Origin of the sequence: Bordetella sp. N (assembly GCF_001433395.1) — a bacterium.
Lineage (GTDB): Bacteria > Pseudomonadota > Gammaproteobacteria > Burkholderiales > Burkholderiaceae_B > Bordetella_C.
The window spans coordinates 2,075,705-2,098,681 of the sequence record NZ_CP013111.1 but is presented as its reverse complement, the minus strand read 5'-3'; the positions used below and the strand labels follow the sequence as shown (position 1 = coordinate 2,098,681).

The following is a 22,977-nucleotide window of genomic DNA, read 5'->3' as shown; positions in this document are numbered from 1 at the left end:
CGGCCTCATCTTCCTTGGCCGGCCAGGCGCGGCCGTGCAGGTGTTACCCCATGATCGTTCGCCCCAAGACTACCTGGTTCCGGATGTTGTTTGTCTGGCACGGGTCGGTCCTCAATCGCATTCTGGCGCCGCTGTTCATCAATTTTCTTTTGGGTCTGCTGGCGGTTTGGGCCTCGACCCATGCCGCCCGTTTCTTCCCTCATCTGAATCCCGTGCCGTTTTCCCTGATCGGCGTGGCGCTGGCGATCTTCGTCAGTTTCCGCAATAACGCCTGTTATGGACGCTATTGGGAGGCCCGCATGTTGTGGGGTGGCATGAAGATCCAGGCGCGCGATTTCGCGCGCTTCGTCACTACGCTGACAGGCCTGCCCAAGGACGATCCCCAGGTCACGCGGGCCATGAACCTGATGGCCGCCTTCGTCTACACGCTCAAGCACCAGTTGCGCGACAGCGATCCGCGCGAAAGCCTGGCCGGCCGGCTCGACGGCGCGCTGGTGGAGGAAATCCTGCGGCGCGACTGCCGGCCGCAATACGTGCTGGAGTGCCTGCAGGCGCAGTTGGTGGCATGGCATCGGCAGGGCCGTTATGGCGAGATCCTGCTGGAGTCGGCGCTGCGCAAGCTGGACGCGCTGAGCGTGGTGCTGGGCAGCTGCGAGCGTATCCGGGGCACGCCTTTGCCTTATGCCTATGACGTGCTGCTGCATCGCACGACGTATTTCTACTGCGCGCTGCTGCCTTTCGGACTGGTGGGCAGCATAGGCATGGCGACCCCGGTAATCTCCGTGTTCATCGCCTATGCCTTCCTGGCCTGGCACGCCATCGCCAGCGAGCTGGAAGACCCCTTCGGCGAGGAACCCAACGATCTGGCCCTGGCCGCCATGGCGGTTGACGCCGAACGGGCCCTGCTGCAAACGGTCGACGCGCCGAATATTCCGGCGCGCGTATTGCCCGACGAACACTTCCGCTTACGCTGAGTCGGAAATGTCTCATTCACGGTCGTGCCGGCTGATCTTACATTCGCGAACCAGATACCAACCCGCGGGTGAATGGCATGATCGTGAGTCCCAAGTCGGCCTGGATAAGGCTGCTTTTTTCCCGGCACGGCTCGATGCTCGAATACATCGCCGCGCCGCTGATGCTGAATCTGCTGCTGGCGCTGGCGGCGGTTTATATCGACTACCAGCATCCCCGTCTTTTCAATGAGCTGAGTCCCATCCCGTTCTCGCTGATCGGCGTGGCCCTGGCGATTTTCGTGTCCTTCCGCAATAACGCCTGCTATGCCCGATTCTGGGAGGCGCGCACCCTGTGGGGCACGCTGAAGAATACCGAACGGGACCTGGCCCGCTTCGTCACCACCGCCACCAACCTGCCCAAGGACGATTTCCAGGTCGAGCGCGCCATCAATCTGCTGGCGGCCTTTCCCTACGCGCTCAAGCATCAGCTGCGGGGCACCGACCCGCGCTCCAACCTGACCCGTCTGCTGGAAGGGGGGCTGGCCATGGACATCTTGCGGCGCGATTGCCGGCCGCAATACATCCTGGAGCTGCTGCAGTCGCAACTGGTGCAATGGCAGCGCGAGCGGCGCTATGGGGATGTGATGCTGGCTTATGGCCTGCAAAGGCTGGATGCCCTCAGCGGCGTGCTGGGCGGCTGCGAGCGGATCCGCGGCACGCTGGTGCCCTATGCCTATGACGTGCTGCTGAATCGCACCACGCATGTCTATTGCGCCTTGCTGCCTTTCGGGCTGGTGAACAGCTTGTGCTGGGCGACCCCTCTGGTGTCCGTGTTCATCGCCTATGCCTACCTGGCCTGGCATGCCATCGCCACCGAGCTGGAGGAGCCTTTCGGCGAGGAGCCGAACGACCTGGCGCTGACGGCGATGTCGGTCGATACCGAAAGGGCCTTGCGTCAAGCCGTCGATGCCGTCGAACTGCCGCCGCGCCTGGCGCCGGACCGGCGTTTTCATCTTTATTGAACGCCTTGCCTTGGACCGCAAGGCATAAGCACATAGTCACTCGGTATTTTTCCGCGGCGCCTTGCGCTGCAAGAATCCGCCTTTTAGGCGAACGCGCGGAATATATCGATGACAAGCACGGTTTCCATTGCCGGCGCGCAGGCCTTGATCCGGCTGGATGCGGTGAGCAAGTCCTTCACGGTGGACGGCGGCACGTATGACGCGGTCAAGCGGGTGACGCTGTCGATCCAGCGTGGCGATATCTATGGCCTGATCGGCAAGAGCGGCGCGGGCAAGTCGACCTTGTTGCGCCTGATCAATTTGCTGGAGCGTCCCGATGACGGTGCGGTTCACGTCGACGGGGTGGCGCTGACGTCCTTGTCCAAGCGCGACTTGCGCCGTGCCCGGCAGTCGATCGGCATGATCTTCCAGCAGTTCAACCTGATGCAGAACCTGGACGTTTTCGAGAACGTCGCGTTTCCCCTGCGTGTGCATGGGGGACGCAGCCGCGAGCAGATCGCCCGGCGGGTGGCAGACTGCCTGGATATCGTGGGGCTGGCGGAGAAGGCGCGCGTCTACCCGGCGCAATTGTCCGGCGGGCAGAAGCAGCGTGTGGCCATTGCCCGTGCGCTGGCTAGCGAACCGGCCGTGCTGCTGTGCGACGAGCCGACGTCGGCGCTGGATCCCGAGACCACGCGGTCTGTGCTGGCCGTGCTGCGCGACATCAACCAGCGCCTGGGCGTGACCATCGTCATCGTCACGCACGAGCTGGCGGTGGTGCGCGCGCTGTGCCGCCACGTCGGCGTGCTGGAAAACGGCGAGTTGATCGAGCAGGCCGAGATCACGCGCCAGGGTGTGGCGCTGCAATCCGCATTGGGCCGCGAGCTGGTGCGCGAGGCTTATCACCCTTACGAAGAGGTGGCCTGAATGTGGCAGACCCTGGTTGATCTGGCGCCCGAGCTGGTCGTCGCGGTGGGGCAGACCTTCCTGATGCTGGGGATCGCGCTGGCGGCGTCCCTGCTGATCGGCGGCCCGCTGGGCATACTGATTTTCCTGACGGGGCCGGGCCAGTCGCTGGCGCATCGCGGCGTGCATCGCGCGGTGGGCTGGATCGCCAACACCGTGCGCTCCTTTCCCTTCATCATCCTGCTGGTCGCGCTGGTGCCGTTTACCCGTCTGGTGGTGGGGACGTCCATAGGTCCGGTGGCCGCGGCGGTGCCGCTGTCGTTCGCGGCGATTCCCTATTTCGCCCGGCTGGTCGAGCAATGCCTGCGGGAAGTGCCGCGCGGGGTGATCGAGGCCGCGCACGCCGCGGGCGCTTCGGAGTGGCAGATCATCGTGCGCGTGCTGCTGGTGGAGGCCCGCTCGGGTCTGGTGCTGGCGACCACCGTGCTTGCGGTGAGCTTTCTTTCCTACTCCGCCGTGGCCGGCGTCGTGGGTGGCGGCGGCATCGGCGACCTGGCCATCCGCTATGGCTACTACCGCTTCCAGACGGACGTGATGGTGATCACGGTGGCCTTGCTGGTGGTGCTGGTGCAGATCATCCAGTTCGCCGGCAATACCATCGCGCGCCGGCTGGATAAACGCTAAGCCCTTCATTTTCGCGGCGCTGCCCAAGGCTCACGCGAGGACGCCTGGCGGCGGGCGCCGAATTTTCGGCCGGCGACGGCCATCTCTTCCTGGAGCATGTTCATGCGAGTCTTTATGCAACGCCTGGCGTTGACCGTTGCCGTCGCGGCCAGCCTGGTGGCCCCCCTGGCACACGCCGCCGATCCCGCGAAGAAGGAGCTCGTGTTCGGCGCCACCGCCGGACCCTATAGCGACCAGATCAAGCTGGGCATCAAGCCCATCCTGGAAAAGCAGGGCTACACGGTTAAGATCGTCGAGTTCAACGATTACGTGCAGCCGAACTTCGCGCTGGCGCAAGGCGCCCTGGACGCCAACGTGTTCCAGCATGAAGTCTATCTGCGCAACTTCGCCAGCAAGAACAAGCTGGAGCTGACGGAAGCCATCAAGGTGCCGACCGCGCCCATCGCCATCTACAGCAAGAAGTACAAGGACGTGAAGACCGCGCCCGATGGCGTGACGGTGGCGGTGCCCAACGATCCGACCAATCTTGCGCGCGCCCTGGTGGTGCTGCAGCAGCTGAAGTGGATCACCGTCAAGCCGAACACCGATCCCATCACGGTGTCGGAGAAGGACATCGCCGACAACATCAAGCACATCAAGCTGGTGCCATTGGAAGCGGCGCAGTTGCCGCGGTCCCTGGACGATACGGATTTCTCCTTCATCAACGGCAACTTCGCCCTGGCCTCGGGTCTGAAGCTGACGTCGGCGCTGGCGCTGGAAGACACGACGCCGACCTACCAGAACCTGGTGGCGGTGCGTAGCGCGGATCTGCAGAAACCCTTCGTGCAGGACATCATCGCCGCGTACAAGTCGCGTGAGTTCCTCGACGTGACGAACAAGTCTTTCCAGGGCTTCGTCAAGACGGACTACCAGCGCGCGCTGGAGGCCAGGTGATCGCGTAAATGACCCATGTGTGGGGCGGCGGCAGGCCGTCATAGCCCGTCGTCATATGGACATGAAGCATCGGTCGTTCGGGATAAGGCTGAGCACGCATAGACTGCTGGTTCCGCTGGCCACTGTTGCCGGCTTACGCAGTCCGCACGTGGTTTCATGCCGAAAGAAATACGCCTGAATGCTTTCCTGATGAATACGGTGGGAGGGCACCTGGCCCCTGGCCAGTGGCGCGCCCCCGGCGCCGTGCCGCGCGCCTACCTGGATCCCGCCTACTGGCGTGACCTGGCGGTGTTGCTGGAAGAGGGCGGTTTCGACGGCCTGTTCCTTGGCGACACCCTGGGCGTGTACGACGTCCACGGCGGCAATGCCGATGCCGCGCTGCGCGCGGGCGCGCAGGCGCCGATGAACGATCCCTTTCCCCTGATTCCCCTGATGTCCGCGGCGACGCGGCATCTGGGCTTCGGGGTGACGGCGTCGGCGACCTACGAGCAGCCGTATCTGCTGGCGCGCCGCTTCACCACCCTCGATCATCTGACGCAAGGACGCGTGGCCTGGAACATCGTCACGTCCTATCTGGCCAGTGGTGCGCGCAATATGGGCCAGCAGGCCTTGCGCGCCCATGATGCACGCTACGACCATGCCGAAGAGTTCCTGGACATCTGCTATCAGCTCTGGGAAAAGAGTTGGGACGCGGATGCCGTGCAGGCAGGCGCCGTCTACGCCGACCCCGCCAGGATCCGGCCCGTGCATTACGAAGGGCGGCATTTTTCCACCGACGGTATTTTCCAGAGCGAGCCGTCGCCCCAACGCACGCCGGTGCTGTTCCAGGCCGGCGGTTCCACGCGGGGCGTGGCTTTCGCGGCCCGACATGCGGAGTGCGTATTCCTGGCGGCGCCGACCCTGGCGGGCGTGCGCAAGTCCGTCAGCGCGCTGCACGACGCCTTGCGGCTGGCGGGCCGCGCGCCGGACAGCGTGCGTACGTTCGCGATGTTCACCGTCATTGTCGATGCCACGCCGCAGGCTGCGCGTGAGCGCCTGGCGGCCTATCTGGAGCAGGCCGATCGCGATGGCGCGGCGGCGCTGCTGTCGGGTTGGACGGGCATCGACCTGTCGCGCTACGGGCGCGATGACGCCTTGGAGTACGTCGATACCGACGCGGGCCAGTCGGCCCTGGCTTCCTTCAGCAAGCTCGATCCGGCGCGACGCTGGACGGTGGGCGATGCCCTGGATTATGTGGCGGTGGGTGGCCGCGGGCCGGTGATCGCGGGCTCGGCCGAAGAAGTCGCGGATGCCTTGCAGCATTGGGTCGACGAAACCGGGCTGGACGGCTTCAACCTGGCGTGCGCGGAATCGCCGCGGACGTATGCCGACATCGTCCGCTATCTGGTGCCCGAATTGCAGCGGCGCGGCGCCTACAAGACTTCCTACGCGGAAGGGACCTGGCGCGAAAAGCTGCTGGGCGCCGGCCCGCATCTTGCGCCGGATCATCCCGGTACTCGTATTCCTCTTTCCTACAAGGCAGCGCCTGGCGCTGGACATTGACATGCCCCGTATCACTGAAATCGCACCGGACGCATTGCCGGCGGATTTGCGCCGCCTGTTCGACGGCTATACCCAGAACGGCCGCGTCTTCGCCGACCAGTTCGGCGTCCTGGCCCAGGTGGAGCCCGCCGCGCGGCACCTGTTCGGGCTGCTGGCCGAGCTGAAGCAACGTGAAGCCGTGCCGTATCGCTACATCGAGCTATCCATCGTGGTGGTGTCGCTGCTGAACGAATGCCATTACTGCGTCGGCAACCATGCGCCCAAGCTGGCGGTGGAAGGCATCTCGGAGGCTGGCGCGCTGCGTCTGCTGGACTATGCCGATCATCCGGAGCTGACGGACCTGGACAAGGTGGTCGTGGAGTACGCGATTACCGTCACGCGGCAGCCGCAGCGGGTGCCGGACGCCTTGTTCGAGCGCTTGCGCGCGGCGTTCAGCGAGGCACAGGTGGTGGAGCTGACCCTGCGCATCGCCTTGTGCGGCTTTTTCAATCGTTTCAACCAGGCCTTGCAGATCGGCGAGGACAGTACCGCGGTGCATGCATCATGAAGAAAAATTTCGCTTTGTCCGGCGCGTCCGCTGCCGTTTCGGGTTCTGTTTCCCGCACGGGCGGGATTTCACGGCGCCATTTTCTGGCCCTGACCGGCGCGGGCCTGGCCGGCGCGGCCATCCCCGCCTGGGCGCAAGGCAGCAAGGAGCCCATCCGCATCGGTTTGCTGGCGCCCCTGACGGGCGGCGGCGGTCCTTACGGCCAGGGCATGGCCAATGCGGCGCAGAAGGCCGCGGCCTACATCAATGAAAAAGCCGGTGGCCTGCTGGGCGGACGGTCCCTGGAAGTGGTCATCGCCGACGATGAGAGCAATCCCACCGCCGGCGTTGCCGCCACGCGCAAGTTCCTGGACGTGTCCAAGGTCGCCGCGATTACCGGTGTCTGGAGCAGCGCCGTGGCCATGGCCGTCAAGCCGTTGAGCCTGGAACGGGGTGTTCCCTTGCTGGTGAGCGGATCGGGCGACGAGGTGACCCAGGGCGACAACAAGGGCCTGGTCTATCGCTTCCAGTCACGCGGTTCCGATTGGGGCCCGGTGTTCGCCCGCGCCATACACAAGGCCGGCGGCAAGAAGGCGTCGGTGCTGGCCTTGCAGACGCCGTTCACCCTGAGCCTGGCCAATCCTTTCGCCGAAGCCTTCAAGAAGGACGGCGGGCAGATTCTGGACGTGGTCTATTACAACCCGGGCCAGGCGTCCTATCGGGCCGAGGTCGAGAAAGTGTTCTCGCGTGAACCGGATGCCGTGTTCATCCCCAGCTATCTGCCGGATCTGTCGGCGGTGGCCCGCGAGATCTTCCGCGCCGGCTTTACGTCCACGGTCTACGCCAACTCTTCGGCCGCGGATGCCGAGGGCGCATTCATCAAGAACGTCGGGGCGGAAGTGGCGCAGGGCATCCATCACATCCAGTCGATTCCGCCGCTCGATTCGACCGCCTATCGGACCTTCGCGCAGGCGACCGGCACCGATCCCAAGTCCATCGCCATCTTCCCGTCCAATGTGTGGGACCAGATTGCCGTGCTGGCGCTGGCCATCGAGCAGGCGGGCAGCGCGGATCCGGCGGTGTATGCGGCGCACATTCCCCAGGTGGTGAATGGCAATGGCGGCAAGGTCGAGAACCCCGTCGACGGGCTCAAGGCCATCCGCGCCAAACAGGCCGTGGCCTATAGCGGCGCGGGGTCGCAGTTCACCTTCACGCCGGCCGGCGACCAGGTCAACCGGGCATATGGCCACTTCCTTATCGACCAGGGGCGCAACAAGCTGCTGGAAGTGCTGCATTGATGGCTGAGGGATTGCTTGCGGCGCGCGGCGGCGCGGTTGCCGATACCACGCGCGCGGCGCTGCTTGAAGTGGACGATGTGGTGGTCACCTTTGGCGGCGTGCGTGCGCTGGATGGTGTCAGCCTGGCGTTCGGCGCGCGCGGCATCACCGGCATCGTCGGTCCCAACGGCGCGGGCAAGTCGACCTTGTTCGATGTGTTGGCGGGCGCGCGCACGCCCCAGGCGGGCAGGGTGCGCTGGGATGGCCGTGACGTGACCCGTGCGCCTTTGCATCGGCGCGCGCATGAAGGCCTGGCGCGCAGTTTCCAGATCGCTCGCGAGCTGGACAGCCTTACCGTGATGGAAAACCTGCTGCTGGCGTCCCCGGGCCATCCCGGCGATGCGCTGTGGCGGGTGTTGTTCACGCCCGGCAAGGTGCGTGACGCCGAAGCCGCCTTGCGCGAACGGGCGTGGGCGTTGCTGACGCGGGTCCGGCTGGCGCCGCTGGCGGATCGGCTGGCCGGCGAGTTGTCCGGCGGGCAGAAAAAGCTTCTGGAACTGGCGCGCGCGTTGATGCTGTCGCCGCGTCTGGTGCTGCTCGATGAACCCGCCGCCGGCGTCGCGCCGGGGCTGGTCGAAGTGCTGGCCGAATTCATTCTTGGCCTGAAGGCCGAAGGCACGGCTTTCGTGGTGGTGGAACACAATATGGATTTCGTCGCGTCGCTATGCGACCGCGTCTGCGTGCTGGCGGACGGCGCCTTGCTGACGACGGGCACGTTCGACGAAGTCACGGCCGATGAGCGCGTGATGCGCGCCTATCTGGGGCAGGTCGCATGAGCGTGTCCTTGCATCTGGATGCCGTCCATGCGGGCTACGGCCACGCGGCCATTCTGCATGGCGTGGATCTGGCAGTGCCGGCGGGCGGCGCGCTGACCATCGTCGGCCCCAACGGAGCCGGCAAGTCCACGTTGATGAAGACCATCGTCGGCCTGCTGCGCGCCAGCGCCGGCACCTTGCTGCTGGGCGGGCGTGACATCGGCCGTCTGGACGCGCCGGCCCGGGCGCGTGCCGGGTTGGCCTATGTCCCGCAGGAGCACAACGTCTTCCGCAACCTGACCGTGCGCGACAACTTGCGGCTGGGGTGGGAGTTCTTGCATCGCGGCCACGCGGCGCGGGCGCAGGCCCGGCGTCGTCTCGACGACGTGCTGAGCCTGTTTCCGGAACTGCTGCCGAAGCTGGACGCGCCCGCGGGTTTGCTGAGCGGGGGCCAGCGGCAGATGGCCGCCATGGCCGCGGCGTTGATGCAGGGGCCGGCCTTGCTGGTGCTGGATGAGCCGTCGGCGGGCTTGTCGCCGCGCAATGCCGCGTTGCTGTTCGCCGGCATCAGCCGGATCCGCGCGACGGGGGTGACGCTGTTGATGATCGAGCAGAACGTCGAGCTGGGTTTGAGCGTGGCCGACCACGCGGCGGTGCTGGCGGCCGGCCGCATCCGCGCCGTGGCGCCCGCGGATGAACTGCTGGCCTTGCCGGGATTCAAGCAGATGTACCTGGGAGGCGCCTGATGGGGCAATTATTGTTCAACGGTGTGCTCACGGGTCTGCTGGTGGCTTTGCCGGCGCTGGCTTTGTCCCTGGTGTTCAGCGTGCTGCGCTTTGCCAACTTCGCCATCGGGGCGATGTTGACCGTGGGCGGCTATCTGGCCTATGCCTTCAATGTCCTGCTTGGCTGGCCCCTGTGGGCCGCGGCGGCGGCGAGTGCCGTGTTGACCGGAGTGTTGGCGGTGGGCGTTGATCGGCTGGTGTATCGGCCCCTGCGCGGGCGGTCCAGCGTGACCCTGCTGGTGGCGTCCATGGGGGTGTCGTTCTTTTTGGAGAACGCGGTGCGCTTTGTCGCGGGCAATACCAGTCTGGGTTTTGCCGTGACACCGAGCCGGCCCTTGCGGTGGGCGGGCCTGCGCATAGGGCAGGGCACGGGCACGACGGTACTGGTGACTTTAGGCGCGCTGCTGGCCGTCTGGCTGGTGTTTCGCCATACGCGTCTGGGCCGGGCGATGCGGGCGGTGGCGGATAACGCCAGCCTGGCGGCGGTGCGGGGTGTGTCGCGCGACGGGGTGATCGCCTGCACATGGCTGCTGGCGGGGGCATTGAGCGCTCTGGCCGGTGTGCTGGTGGGACTGGATACGGGGATCGATCCTTTGATGGGGTGGAATTATCTGCTGCCGGTTTTCGCGGCGGCGATTGTCGGGGGGCTGGCGAATCCGATGGCCGCGGTGTTCGGCGCCGTGGCGCTGGGCGTGGTCAGCGAAGTGTCGACCGCGTGGCTGCCCTCGCATTACCGCATGGTGGTGGCGTTCGCGGTGATGAGTGCCTGCCTGCTGTGGCGGCCCGCCGGTGTGTTGGGCGCGCGGTGGATTACCCGATGAGCGCCGTTTCTGTTGAGCTGGGGTGATCCGATGATCAGCTATTTGATTTCCATACTGACGCTGGTGGCGATCGCCGGCATCGCGGCCTTGTCCCTGAGCCTGCAATGGGGGCTGACGGGGATGGTCAACTTCGGCCTGTTCGGTTTCTACATGCTGGGTGCGTACGTGGCGGGGATACTGGTGCATGCTGGTGTCGATCCGTGGCTGGCCCTGGGCGCGGCGGCGGCTGGAACGGCGGCGCTCAGTGCGTTGGTGAGCCTGGTGTCCTTGCGGCTGGCACAGGACTATCTGGCGATCGTGACCTTGGGATTCGCGGAGTGCCTGAAGCTGGTGGTGATCCACGAGCAGGACTGGACGCGCGGCAGCCTGGGGATTCCTGGCATTGCCCGGCCGGTGGCGGGGAATGCCGGGTTTCTTATCTTGTGCCTGGTGTTGCTGGGTGTGGTGTTCGTGGTGTTCCAGCGGGTGACGCGATCACCGTTCGGGCGCAGCGCGCGTGGCTTGCGGGATGATCCTGTGGTCGCGGCGACCTTGGGCAAGAACGTGTTGGCGTTTCGGGTGCGCCTGTTCGCGCTGGGCGGGGCGGCGGTGGGGGTCGCCGGGGCTTTGCATGCCTATTACTACCAGTACATCGATCCGACCCAGTTCGGGCCCATCATCACCGCGTATGCCTTCATGGCCGTGATCTTGGGTGGCCGGGGCAGCCATGTCGGCGTGCTGGCCAGCGCGTTCACCGTGGTGCTGCTGCTGGAGGCTACGCGTTTCCTGGACGACTACGTACCGTTCCTGTCCGCCACGCAACTGGCCGCGTTACGCCTGATGCTGATCGGCGCGATCCTGATCGCGGTTCTCATCTTCCGGCCCCAAGGCTGGTTCCGCCCGTGGCGGTTCACGGCAGGGCCGAGGCCTGAGGCCCCGGGCGACTAGCGTACCGGCTTGCCGGTTATACCCGGAGGGGGCAGTAGGGGGCGGAGCCCCCTACAAAAATCGCGCGCTTAGCGCAGCCGCCGCGCAGCGGCCCCTTTGCAGGGCCTGCTAATCACCCCAGCCGCGGCAGCGCGTCAAACAACAGCACCATCAACAAGCCCGCGAACGACACGATAGACTGCACCACCGTAATGGTGCGCGTCGCTTCCCCCATGGTCATGCCGAAGGATTCCTTGACCATCCAGAATCCGGCATGATTCGCATAGTTGAAAAACAGTGATCCGCAGCCCACCGACAACGCCAACAGCGACAGATTCAGGTTGGGATCCGCGCCCGCCAGCGGCGCCAGCAATCCCGCGGCGCCGACGATGCCGACGGTGGCGGACCCGGTCGACACCGACAGCAGCATCGCGATCAGCCAGCCCAGCACCAGCGGCGGCAAGGCGAACTGCTGCGTCAGATGCACGATGGCATCGCCCACTTTCGCGCTGGTCAGAATCTGCTGGAACGCACCGCCGCCAGCGATGATCATGACGATGCCCGTAATGGGCTTGAGGCTGCCGGCCAAGGCGTCGCGCAGCTTCTCCGCATCGCCGCCACGCACCAGCACCAATGCCACGGACGCGAACAACACACCCAGCAGCATCGCGATGACCGGGTTACCCAGGAACGCCGCCACATGCAGCACGGTCGAGCCCTTCGGCAGCAAGACCTCGGCCAGCGCGTGCACCAGCATCAGCAGGGCGGGCAACAGCGCCGCCAGTATCCCCAGTCCCGCGCCCGGCGCGTTCTGGTCATCGGCCGCCTTGCTGGCGGTGAAGTGATCGACCAGCGATTGATCGGGACGCGTCGTCATGCGCGGCGCGATGAAATTGCCGTACAGCGGTCCGCCCAGGATCATCGCGGGAATCGCGGCAATGAAGCCGTACAGCATCGTCGGACCCACGGTCGTCTTCAGCGATGCGATGGCGGTAAGCGGGCCGGGGTGCGGAGGCACCATGCCGTGCATGGCGGCCAGCGCCGAGATCACCGGCACGCCCACATACACATAAGCCGAGCCCTTGAACGTCGCTTGCCCTTCCAGTTTGCGCGCCACGCTGAAGATCAGCGGCAGCATCACCACCAGGCCGACTTCGAAGAACATGGGGATGCCGATGATGAAAGCCACCAAGGTCATGGCCCAGGGAATCAGCCGCTGCGGCGTGTGGCGCAAAATGGCGTTCGCCACCCGCTCGGTCGTCCCGGCGTCGGCCAGGATCTTGCCCAGCATCGCGCCCAGCGCGATCACCAGGCCCACCGCGCCCAGCGTCTTGCCCGCGCCGTCGATGATGTTCTTGACGATGGCCTCCGGCGCCATGCCGGTGGCGAAGCCCACGCCGACGCATACCACCAGCAAAGCCAGCAGGGGATGCAAACGAAGGCGCGAGACAATCAGCGCCACCAGCGCCAGCACGCTTACCAGCGCGGTAACCAGCAGCTCAATGTCGAACGAAGACATGCGAAAAATCCGAGAAAAACGAAACGTGCCAGCGTAGCACGCTCGTTTGACCGGATTTTCGTAATGTCCCTGGGGCCCGCGCGGTTATGTGCGCTGGCGGCGCCGGGCGGTCAGCGCACCGGCCAGCCGTACATCAGGCCGCCGTCCTTATACGACGCGTTCAAGCCGCGCGGCAGCTTCAGGGCGCTGCCCTGGCCCACGTTGCGCTCGAAGCTTTCGCCGTAATTGCCGATGGTCTTGATGATGTTGTACACCCACTTGTCGTCCACGCCCAGGTTCTTGCCCATCCCTGGCGTCACGCCCAGCAGGCGTTGTACGTTCGGGTTGGTGCTCTTGAGCATGTCGTCGACGTTCCTGGACGTCACGCCGTACTCCTCGGCTTCCAGCATCGCGAACATCGTCCAGCGGACCAGGTTGAACCACTGTTCGTCCCCTTGGCGCACCATCGGGCCCAGCGGTTCCTTGGAGAAGTTCTCCGGCAGGATGTCGTAGTTTTCCGGGTTTTGCAGCGTGCTGCGGGCGCCGGCCAGTTGCGACTTGTCGCCGGTGAAGGCGTCGCAGCGGCCCACGACGAACGTGCGCACGATCTCGTCCATGGTGTCGACCACGACCGGCTTGAAGACGATATTCTGCGAACGGAACCAGTCGGCCAGATTCAATTCGGTGGTGGTGCCGGGTTGAACGCAGATCGTGGCGCCGCCCAGGTCCTTGGCGCTTTTCACACCCAGGGACTTGTTCACCATGATGCCCTGGCTGTCGTAGTAGTTCACCCCGACGCCGATCAGGCCCAGGGTGGTGTCGCGTGCCATCGTCAGCGTCGTGTTGCGGGGCAGCACGTCGACTTCGCCGGATTGCAGGGCGGTGAAGCGTTGCAGGGCGCTGACCACCGTGATCTTGGCCTTGCTCACGTCATTGAAGATAGCGATGGCCAGGGCGCGGCACAGGTCCACGTCCAGGCCCTTGAAGTTGCCTTTGCCGTCGGCGATGGAGAAGCCTGCCACGCCGGTGGAGACGCCGCACTGGACGTAGCCCTTGGTCTTGACGGTGTCGAAAGTCACGCCGGCGTGGGCGGATGCGGCGGCGAGGGCCAGGGTGGCGCCCACCGCGAGCAGCTTGAATTTTTTCATTTTTATCGCGCGCTGACGCGCAGGGGATTGTCTCGGGTCCCGCAGCGTAACAAATTTTCAGCCGGGTGCAAGCCGCGCCGCGCCCGGCGCGGCGCCGTGGCCGTCAGTGCGTATCGTCGGCGGACTCGATCAAGACCGGTTGCAGGGCGTGCAGTTCCTCGTCCGCGCCTGGCTGGCCGGGCAGCAGGCCGGCTTTGTCGGGCCAGAACAATTGCAGGCAGGGGAAACTGTCATTGCCATAGAACCAGCGGTTCCAGCCCAGGTAATCGGCGTAATGGGATTTGGCGATGGGCAGCAGCAGCGCCGGGGCGTTCTTGAAGATGTTGTCCGTCACGGCGCCGACCGGCGGCGGGTTGCCCGCGGCGATATCGTCGTAAATGCCTTGCAGCACCGCATGGGCGGTCTCCTGGCGCAGGGCGAATACCAGGATTTCCGGAAAGCCCTGGTTGACCCAAAACCCCGTGGTGTAGGAGAACCCAGGCCCTTCGTCGTCGGCAGTCACCCCGGTGTGGAACCAGCCTTTGTCCCGTATCTGCTCGACGAAACGCTGTTCGTCGGCGTCCAAAGCCGATTTCGGGGCATCCAGGGCGGTAGCGAGATCAGAATCTTTGGTCATGGGGAGGTTGGTCCTAGTAAGGGCAGGTGCTTGCAGGATACCGTAAGCGGATTACGCGCTTTGGCTGGGCTCAATCGCCTCTGAATGCTTTGGTGGCTTGCGCCAGGTCCCGGGAGGGGGGCTGGCCGAACAGGCGCGCGTATTCGCGGCTGAACTGGTTAGGGCTTTCGTAGCCGACATCGAAGGCGATCGATGTCGCGCTGCCTTGGCCGGAAAACAATTGCGATCGCGCGTGCAGCAGGCGGACCCGCTTCTGATACTGCAAGGGACTCAATGCCGTCACCGCCTTGAACTGGCGGTGGAAGGCCGACACGCTTAGCGCCGCCATGTCGGCCAAGGCTTCAACCTTGATCTGTTCAGAAAAATTGCGCCGTATCCAGTGGATGGCCACGGCGATGCGGGAAAGCGCGGTGTCGGGCGAGGCGATGTCGCGCAGCATCCAGCCATTGGGGCCTTGCAGCACGCGGAACAGGATTTCCCGTTCGTAAGAGGGCGCCAGTACCTGGATTTCGTTGGGCTTATCCATCAGCCTGAGCATACGGATCCACGCGTCGAGCAACTCGGTATTGACGGGTGCCACGGAGAAACCTGAACCGGACAGTGCTCCGCACACCTCCACCGGCAGATCGCGGATAAGGGCCGCGACGATGGCGGGGTCCAGGGTCAGGCTGATCGCAAGGTAGGGGGCGCCGTCGGCGGCAGGGTGGACGGCACCCACGGCGGGCAGGTCCACGGACATGACGAAATAGGTCGCGGGGTCATAGTGGAACGTGCGGTCGCCGACGGTCATCGTCTTGGATCCGGTCAGGATCAGGTTGACCATGGGGTCGTAGACGGCGGCAAGCCGGTGCTCGGGAATTTCGCCCTGGACCATGGCAACGCGCGGAATGCCGGTTTCCGTGCGCCGGTTTTCGGCGCCGCTCGCCAATGCTCGTAGTTCCCGCAGTTGCTGTTCCATGGGCTGACGCTAACAGAGCCCCTGCGGACAGACAAGGAAAAAGCAGAAATAGGCAAGTTTTGAGGAGGATCCGGTGAGCAGTCGGCGACAGGGCCACGTATCGTTTGATGCCATGGACACCGTCAAGCGCGGCCTGAGCAGGCTGAGCCATGACGTGACCGAAATTCAGAGAAAGGAAGGTGCATCATGCTCGACCACGTATTCATCTCCGTCAGCGATGTCGATCGCTCGATCGCCTTTTACGAAGCGGCGCTGGCGCCGCTAGGCATCGTTCATGCCATCGACTACGACGGCAGGCAGGGCCCGCCGGGGCATCCTGATCTCAATGGATTCGGCGCGAACGGTCGCGTTTTCTTCTGGTTGCGTGAAGGGCCGGTGGAAGGCCGGGCCGCGCATATAGGCTTCGTCGCGGATGGCGAGCGCGAGGTGCAGGCGGCTTTCGCCGCGGCGATGGCGGCGGGTGCCACGGCAATCCATTCCCCTGGCCCGCAGCTGCATTACGACCCGCGCTACTACGCTGCCCAGGTTCGCGATCCCGATGGCTACAGCCTGGAGTTCGTCTATAAAGAATGGCAGCATTGATGGCCTTATCGAGCGTATCGATGCCCATCTCGAATAACGATCGCGGGCCACGGTCGGACGCGCCTTGCATGGTGTAAGAAGTTCGGTGCGTGACTCGCGTTATGCTCCAGCCATGACACAAGACGAATATGTAGTTACGCTGACCGCCATCCTTCAGGCGCATGCCGGGCAGGCCCATGCAACCCTGGACGGGCTGCTTGCCGCTTTGCCGCCCAAGGCGCGGGAGATCGAGTTCGTGGTGTTTCCGGACCAGGACGGCGAGGGCACGTTCTCCATCGTGGCCAGCCTGGATGGGCCAGACCTGTTTCTGCTGAATAAGGCCATCGATGGCCATCGCTATCTGTTCGATGTCCGCTACACCGAGCGCGGCATCGAGCCGGAAGTGCCTTTGTTCGATCCCGACGTGACAAGGTTCGACGTACAGAACACCGTGGTCGATACCGGCATGCGCTGGGTCGAAACCCTGCTACAGGCACGCAGCCCCATGCCCTTGCCGGTCATGATCTATGGCGAGGAGGGCTATGGCACCCTGGAACCGATCCTGATTCCAGCGCAAGCCGCTTAAGGAAAACGCCCCCGCGGGCGGACCTGGGGGTCGCGCCGGCGGGGGCGTTGGCGTGCTGGACGAGGGCGGCTTAGTCGGCCTTGATGCCTTCGACCTGGATGTGCAGCTTGGTCAAGGTCTTGAAGCCGTAGCTGGCGCCATAGCTGACACCGAAGTCGGCGCGGTCGAACTGGCCGCTGGCGTCGGCGCCGCACACTTCGCGCTTCATCATGGGGTTGACGAAGCACTTGAAGGAGTCAAGCTTCAAGGTCAGCGGCTTGGTCACGCCATGCAGGGTGAACTGGCCGTCGACGGACACCGGGGTGTCGCCCTTGAAATGGAACTTGCTGCCCTTGAACGTGGCCGTCGGGAACTTGGCGACGTCGAAGAACTCTTCGGACTGCGCATGCTTGTCCAACAGCGGGCTGCCGGTATTGATCGAGCTGACATCGATGGTCACGTCGACGCTGCCGGTCTTGGCGGCGCGGTCCAGGATCACGGTGCCGCTGCTCTTGTTGAACTTGCCGCGCCACACCGAGACGCCGTTGAAATGGTCGGCCTCGAAGCTGGGATAGGTGTGGGTGGGATCAAGGTTGTAAGTCGTCGGCGCGGCCATGGCCGAGCCCGCGGCGAAAACAGTCAGAGCGGCCAACAAGCCGGCGGCGGTGGAATGCTTTTTCAAGATAACTCCTGGGAACAGGTGGCCTTTATTGGCCGCTATAAACGATGTGGAATTTGAGTTGGACGTCATCGGCGACGATCGAGGTGTCGGTCCAGTCGCCCTGGCCTATGCCATAGTCGAGCCGCTTGATCGACAGCGTGCCGTTGAACACCTGGGCGCCGCCCTCCGCCTGGTAGCGCATCGGCACCACCACGTCCTTGGATTTGCCGCGTATGGTCAAGGTGCCCTCGACGTCGTAACGGGCATCGGGACCCATCTTGATCGCTTTGGATACGAAGGTCGCTTCGGGAAATTCTTGCGCGGCGAACCAGTCCTTGCCGGCGACTTCCTTGTTGTATTCGGGGCTGCCCAGATCGAAGCTGGCCACCTTCACCGTGATTCGCGCATTCGATGCCGCCAGATTCGCGGGATCGAAATGCAGCTTGGCATCGACGGTCTTGAAGGTGCCGTCCACGGGCACGTTCATCTGCTTGAACGTGGCAACCACGGAGCTTTGTTTGGCATCGTCAGCGGCGTGCGCCACCGGCGCGAGGGCGCCCAGAGCCAGGGAAGCGCCGGCGATCAGCGCCAGGGACCGGGTCTTGAATCGAGTTTCGAGTCGTTTAAACATAATGGACCATCAGTGAGTTGTGCGACCGAAGGGCAACATCCGTTGCAGCAGACGTTGACGGTCGATGAGTTGATGCTTGACCACCGCGAGCAGGTGCGCCGCCACGGCCGCCATCAGGCCATAGTTCAGCCAGATATGGACAGGCTTGAGCACGCTCGCCACCGCGGGATCGGCGGCGATGATCGTGGGCAGGCGCCACAGGCCCAGGTAAACCACCGGCACACCCGCGGCCGCGGTGTAGAAATAGCCGCTGACGGGGATGGCCAGCATCAATACATAGAGCAGGCCATGGCCCGCATGGGCCGCGATTTTTTCCCAGCCATGCATCTGCGCGGGTAAAGCCGGCGGCCGGTGCGTCGCGCGCCAGATCAGGCGCACGGCAACCAGCACCAGCACGGTCACGCCCAGCCATTTATGCCACGAGAAATAGCGCAGCTTGGTCGGCGTGATGCCGGGGATGTCCGTCATGATCCAGCCGAGCACAAAAGCCCACACCAGCAGCGCCGCGACCAGCCAGTGCAAGGCCATTGCCGTTCTGGTGTACCGCAGCGGCGGGGACGCCGGGAACGTTGGGGAAGACATCGTCATTGCTTACATCGATTCTGCATTGAAGTGACCATCATATAGAACGACTTGTATTCAAACGATCGCTTAGAATGGATTGTTATCATCCAAATGTTAGATACCATGCCGGACAAGATGCCCACCCTGGACCAATTGCGGGTCTTTCTGGCGGTCGTGGAATGCGGGAGTTTTTCCGGCGCGGCGGAAGCCATCGACCGGGCGCAGTCCGTGGTCAGCTACACCATCGCCAGCCTGGAAGCGCAATTTGGCCTGTCCCTGTTCGAGCGTGGGCGCAGGCGGCCTGTACTGACGGACGCCGGCCGCGCGGTGCTGGCCGACGCGCGCCGCGTCGATCTGGTCGTGCGCGAACTGGCCGCGCGCGCGGAGGGCCTGGCCCAGGGCCTGGAAGGCGAGGTTTCCCTGGCGGTGGACGTGATGTATCCGTCAGCGGCCCTCGTGCCGGTGCTGCAGGATTTCGCCGAGCATTTCCCCACCACGGCGCTCAATCTGAAGATGGAAGCACTGGGCGGTGTGCTGAAACTGGTGCTCGACGGCGAGGCGGGCTTCGGCATGGCCGGGCCGCATGAACGCTGGCCCGATCAGATCGACGCCAGCGCGGCCTGTTCCATCCTGCTTGAAGTGGTGGCCGCGCCTGACCATCCTCTGGCGCGGTTCGACAAGCAGATTCCGATCGCGGCCTTGCGCGAACATACCCAGCTGGTCCTGTCGGATCGCAGCAGGATGACGCAGGGGCGCGACTTCAACGTCTACGCGACGCGCACCTGGCGGCTGGGGGATCTGGATGCCAAGCATCGGCTGCTTGTCGCGGGGCTCGGGTGGGGTTCCATGCCCGCGCACATCATTGCCGAGGACCTGGCGGCCGGGACGCTGGTGCGCCTGGCTATCGCCGATCATCCCCGCCTGATCTACCCGTTTTCGCTCATCCGCCGCGTCGACTTCGCCAGCGGTCCGGCGACCGCATGGCTGATCGAACGGCTGCGTAAGGCATCGAAGGACCTGGAGCAGCAGCCGGCGCCGGTGCCCGGGATGTAGGGGCCGGGACCGGCTTTGGCTGTGCTCACTTTGGCCGTGCTCGGCCGGCAGCGCTCAGTCGGCCGTGCTCAGTTGAAAGTGCTCAGTTGGCCGTGATATGCGCCGACTGGATCACGCCCTTGAACCGTTCCAGCTCGCTCTTCGTATAAGCGGCCAGCTGCTCGGGGCCCATGAAGTCCGCCTCGGCGCCTTGCTCCGCCGCCTTGTTCTTGAACTCCTCGGTCTTGGTGATGCGCTCGATTTCGCTCGCCAGCTTCTTGACCACCTCCGGCGGCGTCTTGGCCGGCGCGTAGACCGCGAACCAGGACGACACGATCAGTTGCGGATAGCCGGCCTCGGCGGCCGTGGGCACATTGGGCAGGCTGGGCAGCCGGGTCTTGCCCGTCACCGCCAGGGCGTTCAATTTACCCGCGGACACCTGCCCCAGCAGCGGGGGCGGGGTGGTGATCGTCATGTCCACCGATCCCCCCAGCAGGTCCGCCAGCGCCGGCCCCGTGCCCTTGTAAGGAATATGGGTGATCTGCGTGCCGGCCATCTGGTTGAGCAGTTCCGTCGAGACCTGCTGCAGTGACCCGTTGCCCGAAGACGCGTAGTTCAATTTGCCGGGATTCTGCCGGGCGTAGTCGACCAGTTCCTTCATCGTGTGTATGGGCAGGGTCGACCGCACGACCACCAGCTGCGGCGCCGAGATGACGTTGGCGATGGGCGCGAAGTCCTTGATGGGATCCGCGGTCAGGTTCGGCGTCAGCGTTGGCGTGATGACCTGGTATCCCGAATACTGCAGCAGCAAGGTGTAGCCGTCGGCCTTGGCCCGCGCCACCATCTGGGACGCGATGCCTCCCGACGCCCCGGGGCGGTTTTCCACCACCACCGTCTGCTGCAGCGCCTGGCCCAGCGGCTGCGCCAGCAGGCGCGCGGCGATGTCCGTGGTCCCGCCCGGCGCGGCCGACACGATCAGGGTAATGGGACGTTCGGGATAGCCGGCCGCCTGCGCTGTCGTGCTGGTCGCCGTCCACGCGGCCGCGGTGATGGCCAGCATGGCGCCAGCGGACAACAAGGCGCCCGCCCTGGGCTTGGGTAGGGATGTCATGACATGTCTCCTGCGCGGAATGCGCTTTTTTTGACGCCGGGCCGCCCCAAGTCAAAAGCGTCCCCTTGGGGGACCGGGCAACCCGCAGGGTTGACCTGAGGGGTTTTTTAGAATGTGCCGGGAGTGTGCGCCGGACTGGTGCGTAGCGGAATGGACGAGTCGAGAAGGCGGCTTTCGCGTTTCGCGAAAGCTCTAGGCCGTCTGTAGATGCGCCAGCAGCAGGCGCGCCGCCAGCGTCAGCGTCGCGGGATCGCGCACGCCCAGCAACAGGGCCCGGCGCGCCCACGCGTCGCGCAGTGGAATCAAGACCAGTTTCATGGACTGCGCATGGGGCTGCGCCGCCACGCGCGGCAGCACGCCGATGCCGCCCGTCGCGGCCACCATCCTGCAGATCGCATCGAAGCTGCGCACCTGGATGCGCAGCCGCATGGCCCGCTGGATGCGCGCGCTTTCTTCCTGCAGCCGGCTGGCCAGGGACGTGGCGGTGGGCAGGCCCACGTAGTCGAACTCCAGGGTTTCCTCGAAGGAAACGTCGCGGCGTTTGGCCAGGGCGTGCTCGCGCGCCGTGACCAGCACCAGTTCGTCCATGCGGTAGGGCGACGCGACCAGCCCCGTGGCCGGCGTGCGGTCGGCGAAGATGCCGATATCCGCGCGGTGCTCCAGGATCGCCGCGACCACGTCGGAACTGTTCTGTTCTTCCAGGTCGATGCGAATGGCGGGATGGACCGCCATGAACGCGGCCAGGTCCTCAGGCAGGAACTGCGTGATCGATGACGTATTCGCGGCGATGCGCACCTGCCCGCGCGCGCCGTGCGCATAATCGGACAGCGTGCCCGTCAACTGCTCGACTTCGCGCAGCACCCGTAGTGCGTGCGCCAGGCAGGCCTGTCCCGCGTCGGTCAGTTCAATGCCGGCAGCGTTGCGAAACAGCAGGGGCGTGCCCAACGCCGCCTCCAGATCCGAAATGCGCTTGCTGGCGGCGCCTACCGCCAGATGCTGCTCCCGCCCACCCGCCGAGATGCTGCCTTGCCGCGCCACGGCGACGAACAGTTGCAAGGTGACCAGGTCGATGCGCCCGAGATTCATCGGGACGACGCGCCGGTGAGGTGCACGGCCAGCCAGACAGTAGGCTCGGTGGGGGAGGTGTAGGTCACCCAATGATCGACGCCCCCGGGAATCAGCAGGTGATCGCCAGGATTCAGGATGTGTTCCTGGCCATCCACCAGCAGGCGGGCGGCGCCGGAGATCACCGTCACCCATTCGTCATGGGACTGGCGATAGGGCTGGTCCGTCGGCGTCACATTGCCATGGGACACGATGCGCTCGATCAGCAGCCCCGGGCGCGTCAGCAGAGGCTCGAAGGTCTCGGGCGCCGGGGTATTCGTCGGGCTGTTCGAATTATTCATGACGATGGACCCGGGCGCCGGCTTGCCGCGTTACTCGATGTTCTGCGCCTGTTCGCGCATCTGTTCGATCAACAGTTTCAGGTCCATGGCGGCGCGGGTGACTTCCACGTTGCCGGCCTTGGAGCCCAGGGTGTTGGCTTCGCGGTTCATTTCCTGGAACAGGAAATCGAGGCGCTTGCCGGCGCTGCCCGCGTTGCGTTTGCTGTTCTTGTCGGTCTTCTCGCTGGCTTCGGCGCCGAGGATGTGCGTCAGTTCGGCCAGGTGCGAGCGCAGGCGCGCCAGTTCTTCGGCCACGTCGATGCGCAAGGCGAAGAGGGTGGCTTCCTGTGCCAGGCGTTCGCTCAGTTCGGTGCCGCTGATGTGATTGAAGCCGCCCGGGAACGCGGATTCCACGGTTTCGCGCAGCTTGGTCGCCAGCTTCTCGCGATGGTCGGCCAGCAATTGCGGCAGCAGTTGTTCGACATCGCCGACGATCTTTTCCATGCCGGTGGCGCACTCGCGCATGACGTCAGCCAGGCGCGCGCCTTCGCGAGCACGCGTTTCCTGCAGCTGGACCAGGGCCTGGCGGCCGGCTTCCAGGCCGGCGGCGCCCCAGGCCTGGGGATCCATGGCGTCGTTATTGCGCTGGCCGGGCCAGTTGAAGAGTTCAGCCAGGCGCGGCGGCGCGACCTCGGGCAGCACGCGGCGCGCGGCTTCCAGCTGGTCAGCCAGGGATTGCAGCCAGGTCGGATCCAGACGCGGCACGTCGGCATCCACATTGCGGGTATAGCTGACGCGCACTTCCACCTTGCCACGGCCCAGATTGGTGGTCAGCAGTTCGCGCAGAGGCGATTCCAGGTGGCGCAGGTCATCCGGCAAACGGAAATGCAGGTCAAGAAAGCGACTGTTGACGCTGCGGAATTCCAGCGCCACCGAACCTTGTTCGAGATCGGCGCGGGCGCTGCCGAATGCGGTCATGCTACGTATCATGTTGGGTATCCAGGGTTGATGCTGGCGCCGGCCGCCAACTGGGGCAGGCGCATGGCCTGAGGATAACAGAGCGCGTGCTTTGGCATCTCGGAAGGCGCCGCCCGCGGA

The 22,977-nt window shown here is 64.9% G+C and carries 26 protein-coding genes; 15 read left to right on the top strand and 11 right to left on the bottom strand.

The genetic code is table 11. The annotated features are described in order from the left end of the window. Positions 1-50 precede the first annotated feature (50 nt). The 12 genes from ASB57_RS09030 (at position 51) to ASB57_RS08975 (ending at position 11,170) form a co-directional block, all read left to right on the top strand. Positions 51-974, top strand: coding sequence for a bestrophin family protein (locus ASB57_RS09030; protein ID WP_082621479.1), 924 nt, complete (start codon positions 51-53; stop codon positions 972-974). Positions 975-1,051: 77 nt separating this feature from the next. Further along, a complete protein-coding gene (locus ASB57_RS09025; RefSeq protein ID WP_082621478.1) occupies positions 1,052-1,975 on the top strand; it encodes a bestrophin family protein in 924 nt (307 codons plus the stop codon). 108 nt (positions 1,976-2,083) lie between these two features. After that, on the top strand, positions 2,084-2,881 hold the full coding sequence (locus tag ASB57_RS09020) for a methionine ABC transporter ATP-binding protein (RefSeq protein WP_057651920.1): 798 nt from the start codon (positions 2,084-2,086) through the stop codon (positions 2,879-2,881). Then, on the top strand, positions 2,882-3,544 hold the full coding sequence (locus tag ASB57_RS09015) for a methionine ABC transporter permease (protein WP_057651919.1): 663 nt from the start codon (positions 2,882-2,884) through the stop codon (positions 3,542-3,544). A 102-nt stretch (positions 3,545-3,646) separates the two neighbouring features. Next, positions 3,647-4,477 (top strand): MetQ/NlpA family ABC transporter substrate-binding protein, encoded by an 831-nt coding sequence (locus ASB57_RS09010; protein ID WP_057656035.1) that lies wholly within the window; start codon positions 3,647-3,649, stop codon positions 4,475-4,477. 156 nt (positions 4,478-4,633) lie between these two features. Next, complete coding sequence (locus tag ASB57_RS09005) at positions 4,634-6,019, top strand: LLM class flavin-dependent oxidoreductase (protein ID WP_057651918.1); 1,386 nt, start codon at positions 4,634-4,636, stop codon at positions 6,017-6,019. A gap of 1 nt (position 6,020) precedes the next feature. Then, positions 6,021-6,566 carry a carboxymuconolactone decarboxylase family protein gene (locus tag ASB57_RS09000; RefSeq protein ID WP_057651917.1) on the top strand — a complete coding sequence of 182 codons (546 nt, stop codon included), beginning with the start codon at positions 6,021-6,023 and terminating at the stop codon, positions 6,564-6,566. Continuing rightward, complete coding sequence (locus ASB57_RS08995; RefSeq protein ID WP_082621477.1) at positions 6,563-7,843, top strand: ABC transporter substrate-binding protein; 1,281 nt, start codon at positions 6,563-6,565, stop codon at positions 7,841-7,843. Before ASB57_RS09000 ends, ASB57_RS08995 begins: the two co-directional genes overlap by 4 nt. Continuing rightward, positions 7,843-8,658: an ABC transporter ATP-binding protein gene (locus ASB57_RS08990; protein ID WP_082621476.1), complete on the top strand. Its 816-nt coding sequence runs from the start codon at positions 7,843-7,845 to the stop codon at positions 8,656-8,658. The genes ASB57_RS08995 and ASB57_RS08990 overlap by 1 nt, the downstream gene beginning before the upstream one ends. Continuing rightward, positions 8,655-9,383 (top strand): ABC transporter ATP-binding protein, encoded by a 729-nt coding sequence (locus ASB57_RS08985; protein WP_057651916.1) that lies wholly within the window; start codon positions 8,655-8,657, stop codon positions 9,381-9,383. Before ASB57_RS08990 ends, ASB57_RS08985 begins: the two co-directional genes overlap by 4 nt. Beyond that, positions 9,383-10,243, top strand: coding sequence for a branched-chain amino acid ABC transporter permease (locus ASB57_RS08980; protein WP_057651915.1), 861 nt, complete (start codon positions 9,383-9,385; stop codon positions 10,241-10,243). Before ASB57_RS08985 ends, ASB57_RS08980 begins: the two co-directional genes overlap by 1 nt. Before the next feature lie 30 nt (positions 10,244-10,273). Beyond that, the gene (locus ASB57_RS08975; protein ID WP_057651914.1) at positions 10,274-11,170 is read left to right on the top strand and encodes a branched-chain amino acid ABC transporter permease; all 897 of its coding nucleotides are present in this window, start codon (positions 10,274-10,276) and stop codon (positions 11,168-11,170) included. Between the two features lie 112 nt (positions 11,171-11,282). Here the strand turns inward: ASB57_RS08975 and ASB57_RS08970 are convergent, their stop codons facing one another. The 4 genes from ASB57_RS08970 to ASB57_RS08955 form a co-directional block, all read right to left on the bottom strand. Further along, entirely contained in the window at positions 11,283-12,668 is a 1,386-nt protein-coding gene (locus ASB57_RS08970) for a GntP family permease (RefSeq protein WP_057651913.1), read from the bottom strand. 110 nt (positions 12,669-12,778) lie between these two features. Beyond that, a complete protein-coding gene (locus ASB57_RS08965) occupies positions 12,779-13,795 on the bottom strand; it encodes an amino acid ABC transporter substrate-binding protein (RefSeq protein WP_057651912.1) in 1,017 nt (338 codons plus the stop codon). A 103-nt stretch (positions 13,796-13,898) separates the two neighbouring features. Continuing rightward, entirely contained in the window at positions 13,899-14,411 is a 513-nt protein-coding gene (locus ASB57_RS08960; RefSeq protein WP_057651911.1) for a DUF4262 domain-containing protein, read from the bottom strand. A gap of 70 nt (positions 14,412-14,481) precedes the next feature. After that, the gene (locus tag ASB57_RS08955) at positions 14,482-15,369 is read right to left on the bottom strand and encodes an AraC family transcriptional regulator (RefSeq protein WP_057651910.1); all 888 of its coding nucleotides are present in this window, start codon (positions 15,367-15,369) and stop codon (positions 14,482-14,484) included. 186 nt (positions 15,370-15,555) lie between these two features. Between ASB57_RS08955 and ASB57_RS08950 the strand changes: the two genes are divergently transcribed. Beyond that, complete coding sequence (locus ASB57_RS08950; protein WP_057651909.1) at positions 15,556-15,951, top strand: VOC family protein; 396 nt, start codon at positions 15,556-15,558, stop codon at positions 15,949-15,951. A 112-nt stretch (positions 15,952-16,063) separates the two neighbouring features. After that, a complete protein-coding gene (locus ASB57_RS08945; RefSeq protein WP_057651908.1) occupies positions 16,064-16,516 on the top strand; it encodes a DUF6389 family protein in 453 nt (150 codons plus the stop codon). Positions 16,517-16,586: 70 nt separating this feature from the next. Here ASB57_RS08945 and ASB57_RS08940 read toward each other — a convergent pair whose 3' ends face one another. From ASB57_RS08940 to ASB57_RS08930, 3 genes are read right to left on the bottom strand one after another with little or no spacing between them, the layout of a single operon-like run. Further along, entirely contained in the window at positions 16,587-17,177 is a 591-nt protein-coding gene (locus ASB57_RS08940; protein ID WP_057651907.1) for a YceI family protein, read from the bottom strand. Between the two features lie 25 nt (positions 17,178-17,202). Beyond that, entirely contained in the window at positions 17,203-17,787 is a 585-nt protein-coding gene (locus ASB57_RS08935; protein WP_057651906.1) for a YceI family protein, read from the bottom strand. Positions 17,788-17,796: 9 nt separating this feature from the next. Continuing rightward, a complete protein-coding gene (locus tag ASB57_RS08930; RefSeq protein ID WP_057651905.1) occupies positions 17,797-18,375 on the bottom strand; it encodes a cytochrome b in 579 nt (192 codons plus the stop codon). An 87-nt stretch (positions 18,376-18,462) separates the two neighbouring features. Between ASB57_RS08930 and ASB57_RS08925 the strand changes: the two genes are divergently transcribed. Continuing rightward, positions 18,463-19,404, top strand: coding sequence for a LysR family transcriptional regulator (locus tag ASB57_RS08925; RefSeq protein WP_197425007.1), 942 nt, complete (start codon positions 18,463-18,465; stop codon positions 19,402-19,404). 82 nt (positions 19,405-19,486) lie between these two features. Here the strand turns inward: ASB57_RS08925 and ASB57_RS08920 are convergent, their stop codons facing one another. The 4 genes from ASB57_RS08920 to ASB57_RS08905 all read right to left on the bottom strand — a co-directional run bounded on the left by ASB57_RS08920 (position 19,487) and on the right by ASB57_RS08905 (position 22,869). After that, positions 19,487-20,494, bottom strand: a complete 1,008-nt coding sequence (locus ASB57_RS08920) for a tripartite tricarboxylate transporter substrate binding protein (RefSeq protein ID WP_057651903.1) — start codon at positions 20,492-20,494, stop codon at positions 19,487-19,489. Positions 20,495-20,686: 192 nt separating this feature from the next. Beyond that, positions 20,687-21,580, bottom strand: coding sequence for a LysR family transcriptional regulator (locus ASB57_RS08915; protein WP_057651902.1), 894 nt, complete (start codon positions 21,578-21,580; stop codon positions 20,687-20,689). Beyond that, the gene (locus tag ASB57_RS08910; RefSeq protein WP_057651901.1) at positions 21,577-21,900 is read right to left on the bottom strand and encodes a cupin domain-containing protein; all 324 of its coding nucleotides are present in this window, start codon (positions 21,898-21,900) and stop codon (positions 21,577-21,579) included. The genes ASB57_RS08915 and ASB57_RS08910 overlap by 4 nt, the downstream gene beginning before the upstream one ends. Before the next feature lie 30 nt (positions 21,901-21,930). After that, positions 21,931-22,869 carry a YicC/YloC family endoribonuclease gene (locus ASB57_RS08905; RefSeq protein ID WP_057651900.1) on the bottom strand — a complete coding sequence of 313 codons (939 nt, stop codon included), beginning with the start codon at positions 22,867-22,869 and terminating at the stop codon, positions 21,931-21,933. Positions 22,870-22,977 lie beyond the last annotated feature (108 nt).